The following is a 21,939-nucleotide window of genomic DNA, read 5'->3' as shown; positions in this document are numbered from 1 at the left end:
TAAAAAAAGCAAGGCCGTATCACACCGATCAACCCGCGGCCGTTGCTACCTTCCGGTCCTGGCGGGGTTAGCAGGGATCTGGTTGTACTGCCTTGCGGCTGCAAAGATAAATACTTTTTATTAAAAAAACATTACCCCAAAATAATTTTTTTTTAATAAATAAGATATCTGACATAACGCTATACAACCCAATTGCTAACCAAAATAAGATTTAATTTCATATAACTTTATTAGAAAAAAATGATTCATCCTAAATTTATGCTTATTGATGATTTTGTATCGCATTTTGCTGCTGTATAATTATTAGTTTTGCGGCCACATCTAAAATATGGATAGGAATACCCTTACGGGTCTGGTTCTCATTAGCTTGTTAGTGATTATTTGGGCATCTTTTTTGGGCCCGGAGAGTTCCCCCTCTCAAAAAAATGGTCATAACGCAGATACAGTTAAAATTACCCAGAAAGTACCGATAAAACCCGCCAACCCGGATACGCTGTCTCCTGCTACGCCGGATACTACCTCCATAGATAAAAAACTTACCTTAGAATACGGTAAGTTTGCTACCATAGCATCCGGAATCTCGGAAGATGTAACCGTAAAAACAGATATGCACACCTTTACTTTTTCGGGAAAAGGAGGCAGCATTAAATCGGCTTTTCTGAACAACTTCTTTACCTCCGATAAAAAGAACTATCCTATTTACCCCAATGACCCCAATAACTATCTATCATTTCAATTTGTACACCAAAATAGACTTATTGAAACAAAGAACCTATACTTTAAGGTTTATCACAAACCTGCGGAACTTATCTCGGGAGAAAAAACAGACTTTTTAACCTATCGGGCAGCAGTTGATAGCGGTAAGTATTTAGAAATCAATTATATTTTTACCGGAAATCGTTATGATGTTGCTTGTCAATATCGGTTTGTGGGCTTAGCCGAACTGATAACAAATAATCATTTTGATATTCACTTTGCGATGGATATTCCTAAAACGGAGAAATCCAGACATAATATGCTCCCAGAAGTAACTACTTTTTACAATTATGCAGACGATATTGACCATCTAAAAGCTACCGGAAAAGACATTGAGAAAGAGCATATTACCGGTTCAGTTAAGTGGGTTGCCCACAAAAGTCAGTTCTTCAACACCACCCTGATTTCCCAAACAAATTTTGAAGCAGCCTCTTTACAGCTAAATCCAATACCTAAAAATCCCGCAAATATTAAATATTTAGAATCTTTTTTACAAGTTCCTTACCACCACGCTCCACATGATACAACCAGTTTTCGGTTATATTTAGGCCCTAACGACTTTTATGTGTTGCAAAATTATGATTTAGAGCTTGAACGGCAGGTTTATTTAGGATACGGACCTATGCGCTGGATTAACCGTTTGATTATCTTACCCTGCTTTAACTTGCTTCAGAAAGCAACTTCAAATTATGGCCTCATTATTTTGGTATTGGCAATATTAATCAAGCTGATTACGCTTCCATTTACCTATAAAAGCTCTTTATCTCAAATTAAGATGAAGGTAGTAAATGAGTTACCGGAGATGAAAAACTTAGAGGCAAAACATAAAAGTGACCCTACAAAGCTACAGACAGAAAAAATGGCTTTATTGAACCGTTTGGGTGTGAATCCTTTTGGAGGGTGCTTGCCGATGTTGCTGCAACTTCCGGTTTTGATAGCCATGTTTAGCTTTTTCCCATCATCTATTCAGCTTAGACAAAAATCATTTCTCTGGGCAGATGACCTTTCTACCTATGATTCTATCTATGATTTTGGCTTTGAAATACCATTTTACGGAGACCATATCAGCTTGTTTACCTTGTTAATGACTATTTCAACACTGATATACACTTACTTAACTCAGCAGGCACAAGGCTCAGACAAAAATCCACAAATGGCTCAATTCAAATACATGAGTTACTTCATGCCGGTAATTTTTCTGGGAATTTTAAACAACTACTCTGCCGGATTAAGCTATTACTACCTGTTAGCAAACGTGTTATCAATATCCCAAACATATTTGATGAAACTCTTTGTGGACGAAAAGAAGATAATTGCAGAAATTGAATTAGCTAAAAACAACAAAAACAAAAAACCTTCAGGGTTAGCAGCTTGGATAGCGAATCAACAACACAAGCAGCAAGCAGCAATTAATGCAAATAAGAAAAAGTAAACAATTGCTTTTATAGCGGCATCACGCTACCTTTGGTACTTAATTATGGATACAGCAGATAATTACTTTTCCATCTTAGGAATAGCTGTTTCAATGGATATTTCTGACGAAGAATTGCGCCAATCATATTTAAAATGTTCGAGAGAAACCCACCCGGACTTAAATACAGCGGACTCCCGTGAAAAAGCAAGACTTTCAACCGCATTGCTTAATACGGCTTACCAAACCTTAAAAAATCCTATTTCAAGAGCAAAATATATCCTAACCCTGCGCGGTCAAGACATTAACCTACCCATTGAAAAAAACGTTTTAACGGCCTCTATTGAATTAAATATGGAAATAGAAGATGCCTTGCAAACTGCTGATACCCAGAAAATTGAAGCACTAAAATATCAAATTCAGGCTAAAATAAACCAAATAATAGATGGGATAGTGAAACATTTAGCGATGAACGCACCGGAAGAAAATATTTTAGCGGCAAAAAAAATAGCAGAGGTCAAATATTTTTTGCGTACGCAAGAAAAACTTTCTACCTTTGCCCCCTGATTGCTGCCCGGGTGGCGAAATTGGTAGACGCAGTAGACTCAAAATCTACCGCCAGTGATGGTGTATCGGTTCGACTCCGATCTCGGGTACAAGAGTATATTTAAAGACTTTTATCTTTATTTTAAGCATCTAAATGAAAAAGAATATTCAATTTGTTTTTGCTTTAGTATTATTACTTTCAAATTACGCCTTTGCCCAAAAGACATTTCAAGGTACAGTTACATTTGATGTCAAAATAACTGGCGAAAACGTTAATATGTACGCCGGAATGATGCCCAATAAATACATATTTAAGCTCAGAAATAGCGGCGAAATGCGTATGCGTATGGAAGGCGGAATGATGGCAAATATGTTTGGAGACGTAATGGTAGATAAAACCGGAACCGTATATTTGGTTAATGACCAGAAAAAAAGTGCCCAAAAAGTATTAAATAAAGCAGACCAAAAACAAAAAGAACTACCAGATTCAGCAGTCAAAACCATTAAACTAAACGAAGTAATTACCATAGCCGGTAAAAAATGCCAAAAATATAAAGTAGAGGTTAATAACGGCTCAAAAACTCCCGAAGTAGAGTGGATGTGGGTATGCGAAGACATACAATTAGCTAATAATGACAAAAAAGACGCTTTTATGATGCCTAAACTTGGCCGTAAAGGAATAAACGGATTTCCCCTCAAAATCATGACCACAAAGGAAGGAATGACGGTAACGATGACAGCACTCTCAATAGTAGAAGAAAACCTAAATGATGCCGAATTTAAAGTTCCCGAAAACTATAAAGTTTCAGAATTTGACCCATCCAAAATGATGCAGGGATACGGCGGCGGCGATGATTAATTTGGCAAAAAAGATTCTAAAAATTATTTTAAAATAATACAAAAACAGCCTCATAATTAGACTTATGAGGCTGTTTTTGTATAGCTTTCCTGACTAACAATACCCTAACTATGAAAATATTTGTGTATCTTGAAAAGAACTACTAAATCAAAAGCCGTTCTCTTTTTAGGGGAAACTTGTTAAGCCATTAATCAAAACAATAAAATATGAATATCCAAATAACAATGGTACGCTTATTGATTTTTAGCTGTATTTTTTTTATATCCCAGAAAAAAGTTTTTGCCAATGAATTTTTGGGTGATACAATTTCTAAAAATGGGAAATTCAGGATAATGCACATCGGGTGGGAAGACCACCGCACCCCTGAATTTGGAAATGCTTATACATTACAGCGCCACGAAATACGATTGAATATTATAGGCAGAAGCAGTTTCGCTTTTAACAACAAATTAGAGTTTTCAACATATTTACCGCTCTTCTTCGTAGCACCTAACTTCTCATTGAAATATAAACTCATTGATAAAAGATTTTTTGCTTCTGCCATTGAGGGCGGTGCTTGTGCCGGTGTTTTTCCGATAGCAATAGCTACGGGGCTTTTATTACAGGGAGGTGCATTAGGTGTAGGTTCTATTGGCGTGCTTTATGGAACAGATTATTATGCCAAACTGTATTTAAGTTTTCCGCTATCACGTAAACTCACTTTTTCCGTTCGGTCAAGTGCTTCGGTAATTCATTTAGGCTATTGGGGAATAGCCGCCGGTGCCGTTATCGGCAGAAATGGAGTTGGAGGCTTAGTCTTGCCAATTGATTTTGGGGCAAAACTGAAATGGTATGCAGGAGCTACCGAATTCAATTATGTGCTGAACAAAAAAAACTGCCTCGTACTCAGCACCGCATTAGGCGGATTTGAGGGCGGAGCAAAAAGACTTGGATTAGCAGCACTTTCATGGACACATGCCAAAGCGCATTTTCATTATTCACTGGGTTTATACAGCATTTTTGACCCGCCAGTATATGATATAACCAAACATTCAGGTGTCCCTATTTCTATTTTCGGAAATATTTATTGGATTTTTAATAATGGAAAACGATTGAGATAGTGATAAATTACTCAAAATGAACTTGTTGTGCTTATTCAAAAAACAGAATAAAAGGCTGATAAAAAGCGAAATCTTAAAGATTAAACCAATTCATTGTTTGGAACACAGTGCTATTTGGGTCTCACAATTTTTAAGCATTATTTGTTAGTGCTGTTTTAATTCTAATGTAGATATTATGGGCATTGTTTCTTCCGGTAGCTGCTGGAGGAGTTCTTGAATGGTTTGGGTGCTATTTGGAAGTAAAAAGTCGGGAGCAATCTCTGCCCAAGGATTCAAGACAAATAGCCGTTCAGAAATTTTAGGATGCGGAATAATTAATTCCGGTGTCTGAATCTGTATGATGCCCACACTCAAAATATCAATATCAAGCGTTCGTGGCCCATAATGAAAAATTCTTTTTCTTAGAAATTCATTCTCAATAGCTTGGCAAATAGTTAATAATTCACCAACAGCTATTTTGTTCGTTTTGATTTCTATAACGCAGTTGTAAAAATTTGGCTGCTGAGTATAACCCCAAGGCGAAGTTTCATATACAGAAGAACATTTAATTATTTGTATATCAGAATTTTGTATTTCTTGAATAGCTTTTTTGAGATAATCAAGTCTATCTCCGATGTTGCTTCCTATTCCCAGAAAACCTTGCATCTTAATTTTCTAATTGCTGAATTTTTTGGATAGCTTTTAGGTAGCGGTTTAGCCTTGCTAAGTCGGTTTCATTGAGTTCTTTTAGCCGAAGTAAGTTAAGGTTGTCATACAGGTCATTTAGTTTTACTTTTCGGGCTAATGGGTTTTGTAGGGTTCGTTCTACAAAGGCTTCGTAATGTTCATTTTTTTGTTTGGTCAGGGCTACAACTGCCGTTACGATATTGGGGGGGAACCCTTGCTCTAATAGCATTTCTGCCGTAACGGCAGTATCTTCTAACAAATCATGTAGAACTCCCACGATTTTAGTTTCCATACAATTTCCGGAAATCATTACCCGCAATGGGTGTAAGATGTAGGGAGCACCGAAACGGTCAATTTGGCCGGCATGATTTTTAACCGCCAATAAAATTGCTTTTTCTAACAACTCGTTCAGATTCATGGGCTTAATTTGTTTTACTTTTCTAATCTTTGTATAGCTGATTCAGCCTGTTTTTTTATTTCTGCATTATTATCTGCAGCTAATGCCAAACGATAGTGTTGAATTGCTTCCGTCTTTTTCTGTAATTGTTCGTAACAAATACCTTTTTGGAAGGCGATAAGTGCGTTCATGCCATTTTCACCATTTTTAAGCATTTCGGTTATTTTAGCCGACTTTTCCAGCCAATCTAAGGCTTCGGTATAGTCGTTTTCTTGTTTATAAATGGAGATAGCACCGTAATAGAGCATTTTTTGCATGACTTGGCTTGTCCAAAGGTTTTTAGAAATGGGAATAAGGGTTGTGTAGCAATTAACCGTCTTTTCAAAGGCTATGCGAGCCTTTGAAAAAAGCGCGACAGCTTTTGAATATTCGCCAGCCATCAATAAGGATTTTCCATATAGCAGCGCAATGAAAGTGTTGTATGGAAAAAGATTACTTAAATGCTCCCCGTGCCTGAGCGCATCCGTATATTTTTTTTCATCAAGGTAGATAAACATCAAGAAAACGGCTGATTCTGCGGATGCCAGATTGTTATCAGATACGCATTTTTCCATTTCTTGGATACCAAGTTCTTTATTTCCAGGTGGAAAGAGGGATAAAAATGGCCGTGTAATGGGCTTGGTTTCTCCATACCATTTTACATAGTAAAGATACATCCCACTGGAAAACAAAAACTCAGGGCTGTATTTTTTATATTTGAGTCCAGTTTGAAAAGCCGGTAATGATTTAATACACAGATTAATAGCTTTCATGTATTGGTCTCGAAGCGCATATAATCGTGCTTTAAAAGCCAATGCTGAAAATTCAAAAAAAGCACGCTCTACGTTTACAGTTTTAGGCGGCTGTTTCATTTTTGTCGTTAGTGCCAAAACGGTATCCATATAGCTCAAAAAAAGTGCATCTCGGCTCTTATCCGGATGATAAGTGTCTATAATCCAAAAATACATTAAGCCATACAAAAAAGGCACCGCAGGATGTTCCGGATACTGCCTTTTTAGATCCACTAATAACTTTTGGGCATTGGCAAATTGAAACCCGTATATTTGATTTAAGATAGCGGCTGTTTTATGCTGAAAAGTGCTATCCCTGAGTAAGTTATCTTCTGTATAAAAGTTTTGAGCCAGTATATCAAACTTGATAAAGAGCCACAATACCATAATCCAGAAAAAGTTAGTTCGTTTGATAAAGTCTATCATTTTCTGAATCATTATATTTTAGCTGTAAAAATCTAATGCGGCAATTAATACATGAAGAAAGAATAAGTTCCCTTACTGCCATTGGGGTGCATTCCTTCGATGGTCAGCCTACCGCGGGAGCTTTCTAACAAGCCTATCAATTCTTCAATTGTAGAAGGTCTTACTTGATTTATGGATAGGATTACGAACCCTTCCGGTAGCCCCATACTGGCTATTTTTCCACTTTTTAGGTTGCTGATTCGATATCCATAGGCGACGCCCATTTTTTGTTTTTCAACTTTGGAGAGTGGGGTAAAATCTGCACCCAATGAATTGGAGGTAATCGTTTCGTTTTTGAGAACTCCGATAGTACCCTCTTTGTTGGTCAGTGTTAAAGTAAATTCAGTAGTTCCGGCTTTTCGTTTAACGAACAGTTTTATTTTTTCGCCGGGGCGATAGTAAGAAAGACGTTCAAGAAACATTGCTTTGGAGTTTGTTTCTACGTTATCAACTTTCAGGATAACGTCTCCGGCCTTTAGGCCGGCTTGTGCTGCTGCGCCATCTGAAAAAACCTCACTGATCAAAACTCCCAAGAAAGTATTATCTCCAATCTTTTTAGCAATATCTGCATCAATATCAATTACTTCTAATCCGGCAAAAGCCCGTTGGACTTCTCCGTACTCGCGCAAGTCCCGAATCACTTTTTTTACAATATTGATTGGTATTGCGAAGCCGTATCCATTGAAAGAGCCGGTTTTGCTGGCAATGGCGGTATTAATACCGACCAATTCTCCTTTTAGGTTTACGAGAGCACCGCCGGAATTTCCCGGATTAATGGCTGCATCTGTTTGAATAAATGATTCTATAGGAAACTGCCCAGCTACTACATTGATATTTCTGCCCTTTGCACTTACGATTCCGGCTGTTACGGTAGATGTTAGGTTAAAAGGATTTCCTACTGCCAAAACCCATTCTCCAATTTGCAGTAAGTCTGAATTAGCAGCCATGATAATTGGCTTTAAATTAACAGCTTCTATTTTAAGAAGTGCTAAATCCGTAGAAGGGTCTGTGCCGATAACCTTTGCGATGTATGTTTGTTTACTGTTTAAAACGACCTCAATTTTATCCGCTTTATCTACAACATGATTATTGGTTATTACGTAGCCATCTTGGGATACTATCACACCTGAGCCGGAGTTTGTGGCCGGACCTCTATTCCCAAAAAAGTCCCAAAATCCCCAAAAATCATCATGTATTCGGGTATTTGAATTAGATAACGTCTTGATAAAAACAACTGAAGGCGTTGATACATTAGAGGCCGTAATAAACTCAATTCCTGTATTTTGCTCGTAACGAGCATATTGCATTGAATTTTCATGGCCTACTTCTATGTAATACGGGCTTTGTGTTTTTACAAAAAAGATGTGATAGAGAGCTGCCCCTGCCATCCCGAATATTAGGCTTCCAAGTAACCGTACCAAAATATGACCAGACCCGAATTTCATAAGTTAGCAAATTAAGTTTTGCAAAAATACTATGTATTTTGAGCCGGGTATTACCGAAAGCTGGGATTTTTAGCACAAAAGTTCAACCGAAGAACGAAAGGTGAACCTATCACTAATATTTCTACGAAGCACGTTAGCCCATCTTTTGGCAATACACCTTGTTATCTGGTATTAGAAATCATGAATAATAAGTTTATATGAAATTAACTATCTGATTTTCAATGGTGTTTTTTAGTAGTTTCCTTAGAAAAATCTTTCTGTTCATAATCTCGACTCACTTTTATTTTAGCTTTAGGGTCGTTACTTCATATCCGTTTTTTTTTAATTGCGAAATAATACCACATTCTCCATATAAGTGAAGCATTCCAACTGCAATAAATACAGAATTATTTTGTTCTATTGAGTTTATAATTGTTGGTATCCATTTTTCATTTCTCTTTGATAATATTCCGTCACTATCAGCGCATTTTACTTTGAATTGGTAATTAAATTTCATTTCCATATATGCTTTGGCTGACGCGCAAATCTTCTTTTGATTTTTGTCGTCCTTAAAATTATTGATTACCTGATGAATGATGTTTTTGGTTTTTTTCCACGTTAATTCTTCTCCATTCACAATATTAATTGCATCAAATTGGTTGGAATAGGTTTCTAAACCCAATACTTTGATATTTTGTTTTTCAGCTATTGACATAAGGTAATCATCCATATGATATGAAGTGTCCGTTGGCTTTATTGTTCCACAACTTTCTTTTATATATTCTTGTTGCAATTTTACAATCAGTTCTCCCGGCTTATGTTTGCTTAAAGGGACTTTCCAATTTTTAGTATAGTTTTCCAAGAAATCAATATCCTCCTTGTACAAAAACTCCTTATACGAAAAATCGTCTGTTCTATTAAGCATTACAGTTATTATTTTTTCGTTTTTATCTTCAACGGATTCAAAAATTGCAAGTTCGCATTTACTTAGCAGTTCTTTAATTAGAGGTTTTTCGTCAATAAAGGAATTTCCCATTTGGTGGAATGTCCCTATAATATATGCTACCTTTTCAGAGTTTACTTTATTAATAGACCAAAGAATAGTATTTTGAGCGATTATAAAGTTTGTAATCAAAGAAAAAACCAGTAAGCTAAGTATATCTTTCATTAGACCTCCTTCATAATTGATAATTGTATATTCCTGCTATCAGGTTCAATCTAAGCGTAAATTGTTTTCTTCTGGGGCTGTATTTTCCGGCCATAATCCTAAATATTTTGATAGAACAAATTACATTTCCTACTGTTACTCTACTTAATGATATACGTTGATTCTCTTTTTTATCTACTTTGGTTAGCGGTTCTTTCAGACTTCGTTTTTTGGGGTATTTCTGTGTTTTGGTGATTCTTCTGTAGTCCTTAATAGCCTGAACAATAAGTTTATATGAAATTAACTATCTGATTTTCAATGGTATTTTTGATAGTTTTCTCATAAAAATTATATTATGCTTTCAGGCAAAGAATCTAATAGTAACTAAAAACTTACTATTCTTTCAGTGTTGCAACTAAGTCTCCGGTAGTTAGTAGGCTGCCAGCAGATAATTTTAGCTGTGCAACTATTCCGGAAATGGGTGTAACTACGGTCGTTTCCATCTTCATGGCTTCTACGATAAATATAGCTTGGTTTTTCTCTACTTTATCCCCTACTTGAACCAAGATTTTGGCTAATTTTCCTTGCAATGGCGAAGCAATGTGATAAGGATTGTTCGCATCTGCTTTTTCATTGAGTTTTTCTACACTCAATACGCTTTTATCCCGCACCCGAACGCTTCTATCTTGGCCATTTAACATAAAATGAACTAAGCGAAAACCTTGTTTATCAGGAGTTTCTATGTATAGTAGCTTCACAATGATGGTTTTACCCGGCTCTATTTCAATGACGGTCTCCTCATCCTGTTTTAAGCCATACAAAAACTGTGGTGTAGGTAAAAAACTCAAATCCCCAAATTGCTTCTGGAAATCATGGTATTCCTGAAATACTTTTGGGTAAAACTGATATGAAAGATAATCTTCAAAAGCGGTTTCTTTTCCAAATTGCTGTTGAAACTGCTCAAAATCGCTATCAAAGTTAATGGGTTTTAGGTGGGCATTGGGTCTATCGGTAAAGGGAACTTCGTCTTTGAGGATGATTTTTTGCAATGTGATAGGGAAACCTCCTTCGGGTTGGCCAATTTCGCCCCGGAATAATCCCTTTACGGATTCAGGAAAAGAGAGGGTTTCTCCTTTATTGAAAATATCATCGGCAGTTAAGTTTTGGGCTGTCATATACAAAGCCATATCGCCCACAACCTTAGATGAGGGAGTTACCTTAACGATGTCTCCAAATAATTCATTGACTACCTTGAAGTTATTTTTGATAGTTTCCCATTTTTCTAATAACCCTAAGGAAGCGGCTTGGGGCTTTAAGTTAGAATATTGGCCACCGGGAATTTCGTGGACATACACTTCTGCTGTTCCTGCTTTTAGGCCAGATTCAAATGGAAAGTAATATTCACGAACGTTTTCCCAATAATCTGAAAATCTATTTAAACTCTGGATATTTACGGGATTTTCGCGGGGAGTTCCTTTCAGCATTTCAACAATGGAGTTAAAGTTAGGTTGAGAAGTTAGGCCGCTCATAGAGGCAAGAGCTACATCTACCACATGAACCCCGGCTTCTATTGCTTTTAGGTAAGTAGCGCATTGAACCGAAGAAGTATCATGTGTGTGCAGATGAATCGGAATACTGATATGCTGTTTTAACTCACCTATCAAGGTTTCAGCAGAATAGGGTTTTAGCAAGCCGGCCATATCTTTGATTCCGAGAATATGTGCCCCTTCGTCTTGCAGCCTTTTAGCTAAGTCTAAGTAGTAGTTGAGGTTATATTTTGGTCTGTTTTTGTCAAAAATATCGCCGGTATAACAAATGCAGGCTTCTGCTAAGCCTCCGGTATATTTTCGGACGGCTTGTATGCTGACCTTCATGCCTTCCAGCCAGTTTAAGGAATCAAAAATCCGGAAAACGTCTATTCCGTTTTCCCAAGATTTTTCGATAAATTTTTCGATTAAGTTATCCGGGTAGGCAGCATAGCCAACAGCGTTAGAGCCTCTGGTTAGCATTTGCAGCAGCATATTAGGGACAGCTTTTCGCAGTGCTTGCAAGCGTTTCCAGGGGTCTTCATGCAAAAAACGCATTGAAACGTCAAAAGTTGCTCCACCCCATACCTCCATTGAAAATAAATTGGGATGATGATGAGCAAAACTTTCTGCAACACTCAGCATATCAATTGTTCGGACGCGGGTCGCCAATAGTGATTGATGAGCATCTCGAAGCGTTGTGTCTGTATAAAAGACCTCTTTTTGAGCACACAACCATGCTGCAAACTTATCCGGCCCTAATTCGGTTAATAGTTGTTTAGTCCCGGAAGAAGGATTTTCAAAACGGTTATAGCTCGGTATGATTGGATTCTGAAATACCGGAGGACTTATTTTGCCAACATCAGGGTTTCCGTTTACGGTAATCTCTGCCAAATATTGAATCGTCCTAGTGCCTCGATCATAGTATTTAACGAACTCAAATAGCTCCGGGTGCGTTTCTATAAAATTGACATTGGCTTGGCCCTTTTGGAAACTTTTATGGTTTACTACATTTTGCAGAAAAGGAATATTTGTTTTGACCCCCCGAATTCTGAATTCACGTAAAGTACGGATCATGCGCTGGCAAGCTCCTTTTAGGGTTCTGCCGGAGGTTGTAACCTTAACCAGCATGGAATCAAAGAAAGGGGAAATCTGAACACCCGGATACGAACTTCCTTCATCTAAACGAACGCCTAAACCACCTGCATTACGATAGGCTATAATCCGCCCAAAATCCGGCTTAAACTGATTTTCAGGATCTTCGGTAGTAATACGGCATTGAATAGCAAAACCATTACATCTAATTGAAGACTGATTGGGAATATAGATTTGCGGATGCTGAAAGTCTAAACCTGCCGCTATCAATATTTGGGAACGAACGATGTCTATTCCCGTTACTACTTCGGTTACGGTATGCTCTACTTGGATTCTGGGATTTACTTCGATAAAGTAAACGTTTTCGTGTTGGTCCACCAGAAATTCAACTGTTCCGGCGTTATAGTAATTTACGGAGCGTGCTATTTTGAGCGCATAGCCATAAATCAACTGTCTGATAGCTTGGCTCAAATTAGGAGCAGGAGCTACTTCTACTACTTTTTGAAACCGTCGTTGAACGGAACAATCCCGCTCAAAAAGATGAACAATATTTCCGGATTTATCGCCTAATATTTGAACTTCAATGTGTTTGGGGTTTTCTACATATTTTTCGATAAAGACGGTACTGTCTCCAAAAGCATTCAGGGCTTCTCGTTGTGCTTCATGGTAGGCTGGGATAAGGTGTTCTGGATTTCTAATGACGCGCATACCACGCCCGCCACCGCCTGCCGATGCCTTGATAATCACCGGAAAACCAATTCTTTCTGCTTCTGAAAGTGCTGTTTCTGCGGTAGTTAGCGACACTTGACTGCTTTCAATAAGTGGAATTTGCAATCCGGCAGCTAATTTTTTTGCGGAGATTTTGTCCCCTAAACGAGCCATGACCTCAGAATTTGGGCCTATGAATATAATCCCGCTTTCTTCACAGCGTTTTGCAAATTGTACATTTTCAGACAAAAACCCGTAACCCGGATGGATAGCATCTGCACCTGTGGCTTTTGCCAAAGCGATAATCTCCTCGATATTCAGATAGGGTTTGAGCGGGTCATCTTTTTCTCCAATTTGATACGCCTCATCTGCTTTGTAACGGTGTAACGAATATCTATCTTCGTAAGTATAAATTGCAATGGTATGAATATCTAATTCTGTCGCAGCGCGCAACACCCTGATAGCAATTTCACCACGATTGGCTACCAAAATTTTTCTTATCAAAAGTGGGGTGGTAAAGTCCATAAGATTAAGATTGTAACAAAGTTAAGTTCTTGAAGTTTAATAAAATTTAGTAAATACCTATTTGAAAAATCTATTGATTCGCAATAAAGTCAATATATTTTTATTCAAAATAGCTTTCTTTTGCTTTGGTAAAAATGAATTGTTTTTTAATGGCTAACTGGTTGATTCGTTGTGGTTTTACAGCGATATGCTTCTCTAACCAAAGCAACGAATAGCGGATGTGGGGATTCTACGGTGCTGCGTAATTCAGGGTGAAATTGGCAGGCTATAAAGAATGGATTATTTTGTAGCTCTATGATTTCCACTAAGTTGTTTCCCGGGTTAATTCCGCTCATAACCATTCCGGCAGCTTCAAATTGCGCTCGGTAGGCGTTGTTAAATTCATATCTATGGCGGTGTCGTTCTTCTATCAGTTGTTTTTTATAGATTCTAAAAGCGAGTGTGTCTTTTTTAATTTCACAGCGATATGATCCTAAGCGCATTGTTCCGCCCAATTGTGTAACCTGTTTTTGATCCTCCATCATGGTAATAACTGGATTAGCTGCATCTGGTTTAAATTCAATGCTATTACAGTCTTCCAGATGAATGACATTTCTACCAAATTCTACTACGGCTATTTGCATTCCGAGACAGATTCCTAAGAAAGGGATTTTTTTTATTCTGGCAAAACGGGTTGCGGCTATTTTTCCTTCTATTCCGCGGTGGCCAAAGCCGGGTGCTACCAAAATACCCTGTAGTTTACCCAGTATCCTATCGGCATTTTCATCATTAATATCTTCAGAATGAATGAAGTCCAGATGAACTTTAATTTCATTAGCTGCTCCGGCGTGAACGAAAGACTCGCTAATGGATTTGTAAGCATCTTTTAGTTCTATATATTTGCCAATCAGCCCGATTCGTACTTCATCTTTGGGGTTTTTTAAGCGGTTTAAGAAGTCTGTCCACGAACTTAAATCCGGTTCATGGCGAAAAGGTAACTTTAATTTACTCAAGACCACTCTATCCATTTGCTCCCGTTTCAGGATGATGGGAACGTCATAGATGGTTTCTGCATCTATGGTTTCTATTACGGCATTGACATTTATGTTGCAGAATTGACCTATTTTCATTCGGATTTCGCGGGAGAGTTTATGCTCTGTGCGGCAAACAAGCATATCCGGCTGCACGCCGGATTCTAACAGTAGCTTTACGGAATGTTGTGTAGGTTTTGTTTTTAGCTCCTGCGCAGCAGCTAAATAAGGAATTAAGGTTAGGTGAATCACGATACAGTCATGGCTGCCTAGTTCATTTTTCAGTTGCCGAACGGCTTCTATGTATGGTAATGATTCAATATCGCCTACTGTTCCGCCAAGTTCAGTGATAACAATCTCATAATCACCAGTTTGGCCAAGCAGTAACATTCTGCGTTTGATTTCATCCGTGATATGTGGGATTACCTGAACAGTTTTTCCGCCGTATTCTCCCAATCTTTCTCGCCGGATAACGGTTTCATAGATTCTGCCGGTAGTTACATTATTGGCTTGAGACGTTGGGGTGTTCAAAAAACGTTCATAATGTCCTAAGTCTAAATCAGTTTCAGCTCCGTCTTGGGTTACATAACATTCCCCATGTTCGTAGGGGTTTAACGTACCCGGGTCAATATTGATGTATGGGTCAAACTTCTGGATGGTTACAGAATAGCCGCGTGCCTGCAATAACTTTGCCAATGAAGCCGAAACGATACCCTTACCTAAGGATGAAGTAACTCCACCCGTTACAAAAATATATTTACAATGCGGAGCTTGATTCATAATTTCCGCAAAGGTACAGGGTTCTTGCAAGCTAAACGCAAACCTTATCCAGCATTTTGGCAACGTATTTGTATTTAGTAAAATATATTTTAATATTGGTACTTCCCCAAAAACTTTTTATTAGGGTTAAAGAAATTCACAATAGGATTTTCCGGCTAAATAAGCATTGTGGGAGAAAAAGTATTTTCTAAAAGTAGTATGCCGTCTAACTTCGCAGCAAAAAAACTGGCCATGAGTTTACTGTTTTTGCAGGTAGATAGTTTAGCAACCGCACCCAAAGAAGTTTCCGTAAGTTTATTCGATTTAGTTATCTTAGGCGGGTGGTTTATGATTCCTATAGCGATGCTGCTTGCTTGGGGCATTTATGTGTTTATAGAACGTTATTTAACAATCAGAAAAGTAAATCAAAGCCCGGATGCCTTTATGAAGCAGATTACCAGTTTTGTTCGGGGCGGGTCATTGGATAAAGCTATCAATTTGTGTGAAATAACAGATACTCCATTTGCGCGTATGGTGCTAAAAGGAATCAGCCGTTTAGGGCAGCCGCTATCCGAAATTTCAGCTTCCATAGAAACCGAAGCGAAATTAGAGGTTTATCGTATGGAAAAGCATTTGAGTATTTTGGCAACCGTTTCCGGCGCAGCTCCTATGCTTGGCTTTTTAGGCACCGTAACCGGAATGATATCTGCCTTTATGCAAATCGCTACCTTAGAAGGAAACGTAAGCCCTTCTGACTTAGCGGGCGGGATTTATGAAGCGATGCTTACAACAGCAGCCGGCCTAATAGTCGGAATCCCCGCCTATATTGGGTTTAACTTCCTAACGACCATGATTGGAGAAGTTATTTTTAAAATGGAAGTTACTGCTACACAGTTTATTGACCTTTTACAAGAGCCTGCTAAATGAGCATTCAACAGCGAAATAAGCCAACAACTGAATTTAGTTTGGCTTCTATGTCTGACTTGGTATTCTTGTTACTCATTTTTTTTATGATAACTTCTTCGTTTGTTCATCAAGCCGGCGTAAAAGTAGATCTACCACAAAGTAAGTCAGAGAAACCCTCGCAGGGGCAAAACAGCGTTACAATATCGGCAGACAGCCACTTTTTTTGGAATGATCAACAGGTTGATAAAGAGGAACTTCCTAATTTAATTCGCGAAGCGCTAAAAACGGAAGACCCCAAGAAAAAAGTTATCACACTTCGTGCTGATAAAAAAGTAACGATGGAGCAAGCTGCCTTCGTGATTGCCCACATCGCCGAAAACAAAGGATCTGTGGTGCTGGCTACCAAAAAATAACCAACAATCATTCTCAAAAGCACCCAACCAAGCAACAAGAGACCATTCAAAAATTACGAATTATCAAGATCCTGCTTATAATGATTCAAAAATACCAGTAAATTGCAGCGAAATATATGGAAAATAACGTACCGGATTGGGTTACAACGTTTGCACGTAAGTATTACACCAGAACCATTACTCAGTTTATCTTATACGGAAATACCACCGATTTTGTCTGTACAAAAAGTAATAACACTTTAAAATACAGCAGATTGCGGGATTATTTAATGTATGATTTATTTCGCAGGCGGGATTTAGTAGTTTCTTATGACCGTGCCTCCGGTATTTTGTTTCGGGAAAAAGAAACCGGCGAAGACTTTAGTCGTTCTCTTACTGCATACGATACGCTTCATGGAACGACTTTTGCGCGGCAGCTTCCGCGAGACCCCGCCCGCGCACTGATGATTCTGGATAACTACTTCCGAATTAGAGTTCGGGACAAAAAACGGATAGCTTTCATCATCGAATACGCCGACACCATCGTTCCGATGGGAACAACCTCCAACCTAAGCCCAGAAGATAGGTCAGTACTCGTTTTTCTCCAAAAATGGGCTAAAGACGCTGAGTTTTTAAATGCAGATATGACCATTGTCTTGGTTGCCGAAAACCTAAGTGAAATCAACCATCTTTTAGTCAGAAACCCCTACACTTGTGAGATAGAAATTCCTTATCCGAACGAAAAGGAACGCTCTGAATATATCTCTTACTGCATTCAGGAGTTTCCCAATATTCCGACCTTGTTAGAGATGCCACCGGATATTTTGGCTAACCATACTGCCGGAATCAATTTGGTACACCTAAAAACACTACTGTATGAAATTAGTGAAAACAAGCAACCATTTACGTTTAAGCAGCTTACAGAAAAGAAAAAAACTATTATCGAGAGTGAATCCGGCGGCTTATTGGAGTTTGTAGAGACTAAATTCACCTTAGATAACGTTGCCGGCCATTCACAAGCCAAAGGTCATCTTAGAATGGCTGCTCAAGCCTTAAAAAGTGGGCACGGCGAAGTGCTGCCAATGGGCTATCTCGTTAATGGGCCGGTTGGTACCGGAAAGACATTTATGGTAACTTGTTTTGCCGGAGAAATTGGCATTCCGATGCTGCTCCTAAAAAACTTTCGTTCCCAATGGGTTGGTGTTACCGAAACCAACCTTGAAAAAGTATTCAAGCTATTGGAAGCGATGACTCCCGTAGCTGTTATGATTGACGAAGCCGATGCCTACTTAGGTAACCGAAGTAATTCCGGAGACAGCGGCGTAAGCTCAAGGGTTTTCTCCATGATAGCTTCTTTTATGAGCAATACAGAGCATCGAGGAAAAATAATATGGTTTTTATTAACGGCACGCCCGGATTTAATGCCCGTTGACCTCAAAAGACAAGGCCGCGCCGAAGAACACATCGCCTTATTTTACCCACAAACCGTAGAAGAACGCAAAGACTTTTTCCTGATTATGCTGAAAAAAACAGGATTATCATACCTAAAGGGAGAACAATTTAATGACGAGTTCTTTGAAAAACTGCAAATTAACTCAGGCGCAGATATGGAAGCTGCCTTGATTCGTGCTAAATTCAAAGCAATTGCAGCCGGAAAACCCCAAGTAACCCCCGAAGATGTTCAGTATGCGTTTGCTGATTTTATCCCCCCGACATACCCAGAAGAAATTGAGCTTATGAACCTTGTTGCTGTTATCGAATGTACCTCCAAAGAACTGCTTCCCCCTAAGTACAGAGACTTGAAAAGAGAAGAAGTTCTGGAAAAAATGCAACTCTTAAAAAGAGTTATTGCCCAACGCGAAATTTAGTAGTTATGCAGATTAAAGATAAACAGTTTAAGATTTTATTCACTCATAATCAGATAGATAGCCGTATAGCTGAATTTGCCCGAGAGCTAAATCAACAATATACAGATAGCCAAACTATTCCTGTTTTAATTCCGGTATTAACCGGAGCCTATCGTTTTTTTAGTGACTTATTTGTGAAGTTGACTTTTCCGTATGAAGTTCGTTTTGCAAAACTATCTTCATATGGTTCTGGAATGGCTTCGCAAAATGAAGTTATTACCAACTTTCCCATTCAGCCTGAAATAAAAAACAGGGAAGTTATTGTTATTGAGGACGTTGTGGATACCGGTTTAACCTTAGATGTGCTGCACTACCAATTACAGGATATGCAGCCGGCATCTATGCGAATTGCCTCTTTGTTATTTAAGCCGAGTGCGTTTCGGGGTATCCATAAACCGGATTGGGCTGGGTTTGAAATCTCTGATTTGTTTGTCGTTGGATACGGTATGGATTATGCTGAACAAGGTCGCTATTTATCAGATATTTATCAATTAGATGGGCCAAGCCAGATATGAAAAATCGGTTTTTAATCGGTGGACTTGGGTTTATGCAGTAGTTTGTTTCTTAGAAATTTTTGCGGAAATTTTATTAGAGTTTGATAATGAATTTGGCTATCAACTTCGGTTACTGACAAAGCCTTTGGTAATGCCCGTTTTAGCAATGGGTTTTTACAAAAGCTTAGTTCCTAATTTTCAATCAGCAGATTGGTCGTTATTAGCCGGCTTACTTCTTTCTTGGGCTGGGGATGTACTTTTAATGCCCCCATTTCGGATTTTTGCCTTAGGTCTTTTTGCTTTTTTGATGGCTCATATAGCGTATTCTCATGCCTTTTTTAAAAGTATGCCCAAAATATCTTGGAATAGCTTGCATTTTCTACCGGGAGTTATTCTATTCTTAATTGCTGTTTATACCATTGTACCACATGTTATTGATATAAAAATCCCTGTAATATCTTATGTATTAGTCATTTCCATAATGTTTTCTATGGCTTTGGTGCATCACTTGAATTATAGTTTTTTAAGTGGCTTGCTGGGGGCATTCTTTTTTGTGGTTTCTGATTATATTCTGGCTTGGGCACTTTTTGTAAATAGCTTTGCTTGGAGCCGCTTGTTCGTTATGGGTTTTTATTTGCTGGCACAATGGTTAATTGTTCGGGGCGTACTTACGACCAAGTATTCAAACTGATTTTTTTTACGATTATTCTGAGCTTATCTGCCAAGACGATACAAGCTCAGTTTATTTTATCAAAATCCACAGAGCCGGACTGGCATTCTTATGAAATGATGTTTAGTAAATACTACAGCAAAGGCGATATGGATGGCTATGCAAAAGCATTTACGTTGGTTTTTGAACATCATGATAAAGCTGTGCTATTTAAAAACTGCGCAGAAGAAGTCATCTCCCTTAGAAGATTAGCAATTTTGTATGAAACCATAAACAAAGCCCAAAATGATTTAGATACCGCCCTTATAATTATTCAAAGCGCTGAAAAAAAAGCCTATAGCTGTAATTTACCGACACATCTGATTAGATGCTTAATCGTAAAAGGAGTTATTATTCATAAGTTTAAAAAAACCGAACAATCTATAGCGGTTTTTAAGAAGGCTTTAAAGATAGCAGATTCTTTATCCTTAGACAATATATCGCTACCTATTTATCCCAGAATAATTTCTGCTTATCTCAACATTAATAAACCAGATAGTGCAGACTATTATATGGGTATTGCACAAAGAAAAATATTTACCTGCTCAGACGATGATTTAGCCAAAACCTTAGAATTAGAGCTAATTGATGCCCAAATTGAAATTTGGACTAAAAAGAAAGATTATAGACCTGCCTTAGAGCTTGTTCTCTGTATGCTTGATCAAGAAGAGGTTCAAGAAAGCTACTCAAAAACAGCTCATTTTAGCAATATTGCGGAATCATGCTATGAAAGTTTAGGAAATTATCCAAAAGCCTTAAAAATGGCTCAAAAGCGAAGTGAAGCGGAATACAAAATTTCATCACAGGATTACATGAAGAGAATTAAGGACTTAGAAGCGCAATATCAGCTAAAAACGAGTGAGATGAAAATGTTAGAGCAAGAAGCTGACCTCCGAGTAAAACAGGCAATGCTCCTGATGCTTGGAATTGTACTTGCTATCCTATTTATATCCGGTTCTATTATCACCATAAACTTTCTGAAAGAAAGAAAATTAAACAAGGAGGTTTTAGCTAAGAATAAAGAGCTAAAAAAAGAGCAAGAAAAAAACTTACTACTATTCAAAGAGTTGCAGCATAGAGTTAAAAATAATTTACAGATTTTATCCAGCTTGAATAGAATGGAAATGCGCCAGCTCAAGAATCAGGATGCCCTAAATTTTGCCCAAAATCTTCAAAATAGAATTTTAACGATGGGAGTCCTCTATGAAGATTTATTCAAACTAAATAACAAAAGTGTAAATTTACATGAGTACCTTAATCATATTGGGAACGAAGTTATGAACTCAATGGGAAAGAAAGATATTCAAATTGAGAATAATCTTCCGGATATTAATATTCTGCCAAATGGAGCAATGTACCTTGGACTAATTGTGAATGAGCTGATTACAAATTCTGTTAAACATAATATTAAGACTTCAGGTAACTTATTAATACAACTTTTGTTTGATATTAAAGAAGATTCTGCCGCTTTTACCTATTCAGATAATGGAGAAAGCTCGCAACAGGGAACTCCTACCCGAAAAGGATTTGGAATTAGTTTTATTGAACTTTTAACAAGTGAGTTAGAAGGAGAAATTACATGGAATTTTGAAAAAGGATGTAAAGTTATTCTTAATTTTTCTAATTTAGCACTGTTTTTAGCCGATGGACATCCAAAATAAAAATATAAAAGTTCTAATAGTAGAAGATAACCGCATTATCGCCTTAGACATTAAAGAGTCTTTGGAGGAATTCGGCTTTAACGTTGTAGGAACTGTATCCCGCGGAGAAAAAGCACTTTCGTGGTTTTCATCCAACTATTGCGATGTCGTTATTATGGACATTAACCTCGAAGGAAGGCTAAATGGCTTAGAAACAGCAAAATACATTATTGAAGATATAAAAATTCCAATAGTGATTATTTCTGCCCAAACGGACGATTATTCTACCCAATTTGCCAAAGAAATTGGTATTCAAGAGTATATAACCAAACCGGCCAGCCCGGAACAAATTGCTAATTCAATTAAAAGAGTACTGAATCTGCCATAACTACCTAAGGGGATTTTGTGGTTTTTAAGAAACCACTTACTGTAATGTGCGAGTTTCGCTTTGTCCAAAATCCCACTCAGAATACAGCCATTTGAAAAACAAACAAAGTGATTTCAGAGAAATACAAAAATCATACTTTTGGTGAAATAGATTAATGTACACAGCTTGAGTCCGTTTTGAAACTTACTATTTAACCGAAAACCGAACTATAATTTTGCAAAAACCAGTAATTTAACCCGTTTTCAAAAGTACAATTCAAGGATTGATACAAAAGTATTT

18 protein-coding genes, 1 tRNA gene and 1 other RNA gene are annotated in these 21,939 nt (G+C 37.8%); 12 read left to right on the top strand and 8 right to left on the bottom strand.

All coding sequences use genetic code 11. The features are described 5' to 3' along the window. Positions 1-2 precede the first annotated feature (2 nt). Positions 3-99: signal recognition particle sRNA small type (gene ffs, locus LC115_04500), an RNA gene on the bottom strand. 229 nt (positions 100-328) lie between these two features. Between ffs and yidC the strand changes: the two genes are divergently transcribed. The 5 genes from yidC to LC115_04475 all read left to right on the top strand — a co-directional run bounded on the left by yidC (position 329) and on the right by LC115_04475 (position 4,672). After that, entirely contained in the window at positions 329-2,188 is a 1,860-nt protein-coding gene (gene yidC / locus LC115_04495; GenBank protein MCZ2355939.1) for a membrane protein insertase YidC, read from the top strand. A gap of 45 nt (positions 2,189-2,233) precedes the next feature. Then, positions 2,234-2,734, top strand: a complete 501-nt coding sequence (hscB, locus tag LC115_04490; GenBank protein ID MCZ2355938.1) for a Fe-S protein assembly co-chaperone HscB — start codon at positions 2,234-2,236, stop codon at positions 2,732-2,734. Positions 2,735-2,739: 5 nt separating this feature from the next. Beyond that, a tRNA-Leu gene (locus tag LC115_04485) sits at positions 2,740-2,823 on the top strand. A gap of 44 nt (positions 2,824-2,867) precedes the next feature. Continuing rightward, on the top strand, positions 2,868-3,572 hold the full coding sequence (locus LC115_04480) for a DUF4412 domain-containing protein (GenBank protein MCZ2355937.1): 705 nt from the start codon (positions 2,868-2,870) through the stop codon (positions 3,570-3,572). Positions 3,573-3,778: 206 nt separating this feature from the next. Continuing rightward, the gene (locus LC115_04475; GenBank protein ID MCZ2355936.1) at positions 3,779-4,672 is read left to right on the top strand and encodes a hypothetical protein; all 894 of its coding nucleotides are present in this window, start codon (positions 3,779-3,781) and stop codon (positions 4,670-4,672) included. 144 nt (positions 4,673-4,816) lie between these two features. Here LC115_04475 and folK read toward each other — a convergent pair whose 3' ends face one another. From folK to LC115_04440, 7 genes are all read right to left on the bottom strand, one after another. Next, positions 4,817-5,317, bottom strand: a complete 501-nt coding sequence (folK, locus tag LC115_04470) for a 2-amino-4-hydroxy-6-hydroxymethyldihydropteridine diphosphokinase (GenBank protein MCZ2355935.1) — start codon at positions 5,315-5,317, stop codon at positions 4,817-4,819. A gap of 1 nt (position 5,318) precedes the next feature. Continuing rightward, entirely contained in the window at positions 5,319-5,756 is a 438-nt protein-coding gene (locus LC115_04465; protein MCZ2355934.1) for a GTP pyrophosphokinase, read from the bottom strand. 14 nt (positions 5,757-5,770) lie between these two features. Next, complete coding sequence (locus tag LC115_04460; protein ID MCZ2355933.1) at positions 5,771-7,003, bottom strand: tetratricopeptide repeat protein; 1,233 nt, start codon at positions 7,001-7,003, stop codon at positions 5,771-5,773. Between the two features lie 32 nt (positions 7,004-7,035). After that, on the bottom strand, positions 7,036-8,475 hold the full coding sequence (locus LC115_04455) for a trypsin-like peptidase domain-containing protein (protein MCZ2355932.1): 1,440 nt from the start codon (positions 8,473-8,475) through the stop codon (positions 7,036-7,038). 280 nt (positions 8,476-8,755) lie between these two features. Continuing rightward, positions 8,756-9,622, bottom strand: coding sequence for a TraB/GumN family protein (locus LC115_04450; GenBank protein MCZ2355931.1), 867 nt, complete (start codon positions 9,620-9,622; stop codon positions 8,756-8,758). Positions 9,623-9,996: 374 nt separating this feature from the next. Then, complete coding sequence (locus tag LC115_04445) at positions 9,997-13,455, bottom strand: pyruvate carboxylase (GenBank protein MCZ2355930.1); 3,459 nt, start codon at positions 13,453-13,455, stop codon at positions 9,997-9,999. Positions 13,456-13,601: 146 nt separating this feature from the next. Continuing rightward, positions 13,602-15,245, bottom strand: a complete 1,644-nt coding sequence (locus LC115_04440) for a CTP synthase (protein MCZ2355929.1) — start codon at positions 15,243-15,245, stop codon at positions 13,602-13,604. Between the two features lie 231 nt (positions 15,246-15,476). Here LC115_04440 and LC115_04435 point away from each other — a divergent pair, with 231 nt between their 5' ends. The 7 genes from LC115_04435 (at position 15,477) to LC115_04405 (ending at position 21,660) form a co-directional block, all read left to right on the top strand. Beyond that, positions 15,477-16,151 (top strand): MotA/TolQ/ExbB proton channel family protein, encoded by a 675-nt coding sequence (locus LC115_04435; protein ID MCZ2355928.1) that lies wholly within the window; start codon positions 15,477-15,479, stop codon positions 16,149-16,151. After that, on the top strand, positions 16,148-16,543 hold the full coding sequence (locus LC115_04430; protein ID MCZ2355927.1) for a biopolymer transporter ExbD: 396 nt from the start codon (positions 16,148-16,150) through the stop codon (positions 16,541-16,543). The genes LC115_04435 and LC115_04430 overlap by 4 nt, the downstream gene beginning before the upstream one ends. A gap of 116 nt (positions 16,544-16,659) precedes the next feature. After that, the gene (locus tag LC115_04425; GenBank protein ID MCZ2355926.1) at positions 16,660-18,390 is read left to right on the top strand and encodes an AAA family ATPase; all 1,731 of its coding nucleotides are present in this window, start codon (positions 16,660-16,662) and stop codon (positions 18,388-18,390) included. A gap of 5 nt (positions 18,391-18,395) precedes the next feature. Further along, on the top strand, positions 18,396-18,944 hold the full coding sequence (gene hpt, locus LC115_04420) for a hypoxanthine phosphoribosyltransferase (protein ID MCZ2355925.1): 549 nt from the start codon (positions 18,396-18,398) through the stop codon (positions 18,942-18,944). After that, a complete protein-coding gene (locus LC115_04415) occupies positions 18,925-19,614 on the top strand; it encodes a lysoplasmalogenase (protein MCZ2355924.1) in 690 nt (229 codons plus the stop codon). Before hpt ends, LC115_04415 begins: the two co-directional genes overlap by 20 nt. Next, the gene (locus LC115_04410; protein MCZ2355923.1) at positions 19,569-21,293 is read left to right on the top strand and encodes a hypothetical protein; all 1,725 of its coding nucleotides are present in this window, start codon (positions 19,569-19,571) and stop codon (positions 21,291-21,293) included. The genes LC115_04415 and LC115_04410 overlap by 46 nt, the downstream gene beginning before the upstream one ends. Next, on the top strand, positions 21,277-21,660 hold the full coding sequence (locus tag LC115_04405; protein MCZ2355922.1) for a response regulator: 384 nt from the start codon (positions 21,277-21,279) through the stop codon (positions 21,658-21,660). The genes LC115_04410 and LC115_04405 overlap by 17 nt, the downstream gene beginning before the upstream one ends. Positions 21,661-21,939: the final 279 nt, after the last annotated feature.

This window comes from Bacteroidia bacterium (assembly GCA_026932145.1).
Lineage (GTDB): Bacteria > Bacteroidota > Bacteroidia > J057 > JAIXKT01 > JAIXKT01.
Note: the sequence above shows the minus strand (reverse complement) of the source record. Positions and strands in the feature narration are given on the sequence as shown.

Coding starts and splice junctions, on each gene's coding strand:
- LC115_04410 (MCZ2355923.1), top strand. CDS start 19,569: ATGGTTAATTGTTCGGGGCGTACTTACGACCAAGTATTCAAACTGATT.
- LC115_04405 (MCZ2355922.1), top strand. CDS start 21,277: ATGGACATCCAAAATAAAAATATAAAAGTTCTAATAGTAGAAGATAAC.
- LC115_04440 (MCZ2355929.1), bottom strand. CDS start 15,245: ATGAATCAAGCTCCGCATTGTAAATATATTTTTGTAACGGGTGGAGTT.
- LC115_04480 (MCZ2355937.1), top strand. CDS start 2,868: ATGAAAAAGAATATTCAATTTGTTTTTGCTTTAGTATTATTACTTTCA.
- LC115_04455 (MCZ2355932.1), bottom strand. CDS start 8,475: ATGAAATTCGGGTCTGGTCATATTTTGGTACGGTTACTTGGAAGCCTA.
- LC115_04465 (MCZ2355934.1), bottom strand. CDS start 5,756: ATGAATCTGAACGAGTTGTTAGAAAAAGCAATTTTATTGGCGGTTAAA.
- LC115_04415 (MCZ2355924.1), top strand. CDS start 18,925: ATGGGCCAAGCCAGATATGAAAAATCGGTTTTTAATCGGTGGACTTGG.
- LC115_04475 (MCZ2355936.1), top strand. CDS start 3,779: ATGAATATCCAAATAACAATGGTACGCTTATTGATTTTTAGCTGTATT.
- LC115_04430 (MCZ2355927.1), top strand. CDS start 16,148: ATGAGCATTCAACAGCGAAATAAGCCAACAACTGAATTTAGTTTGGCT.
- hscB (MCZ2355938.1), top strand. CDS start 2,234: ATGGATACAGCAGATAATTACTTTTCCATCTTAGGAATAGCTGTTTCA.
- yidC (MCZ2355939.1), top strand. CDS start 329: ATGGATAGGAATACCCTTACGGGTCTGGTTCTCATTAGCTTGTTAGTG.
- LC115_04450 (MCZ2355931.1), bottom strand. CDS start 9,622: ATGAAAGATATACTTAGCTTACTGGTTTTTTCTTTGATTACAAACTTT.
- LC115_04435 (MCZ2355928.1), top strand. CDS start 15,477: ATGAGTTTACTGTTTTTGCAGGTAGATAGTTTAGCAACCGCACCCAAA.
- hpt (MCZ2355925.1), top strand. CDS start 18,396: ATGCAGATTAAAGATAAACAGTTTAAGATTTTATTCACTCATAATCAG.
- LC115_04425 (MCZ2355926.1), top strand. CDS start 16,660: ATGGAAAATAACGTACCGGATTGGGTTACAACGTTTGCACGTAAGTAT.
- LC115_04460 (MCZ2355933.1), bottom strand. CDS start 7,003: ATGATTCAGAAAATGATAGACTTTATCAAACGAACTAACTTTTTCTGG.
- LC115_04445 (MCZ2355930.1), bottom strand. CDS start 13,455: ATGGACTTTACCACCCCACTTTTGATAAGAAAAATTTTGGTAGCCAAT.
- folK (MCZ2355935.1), bottom strand. CDS start 5,317: ATGCAAGGTTTTCTGGGAATAGGAAGCAACATCGGAGATAGACTTGAT.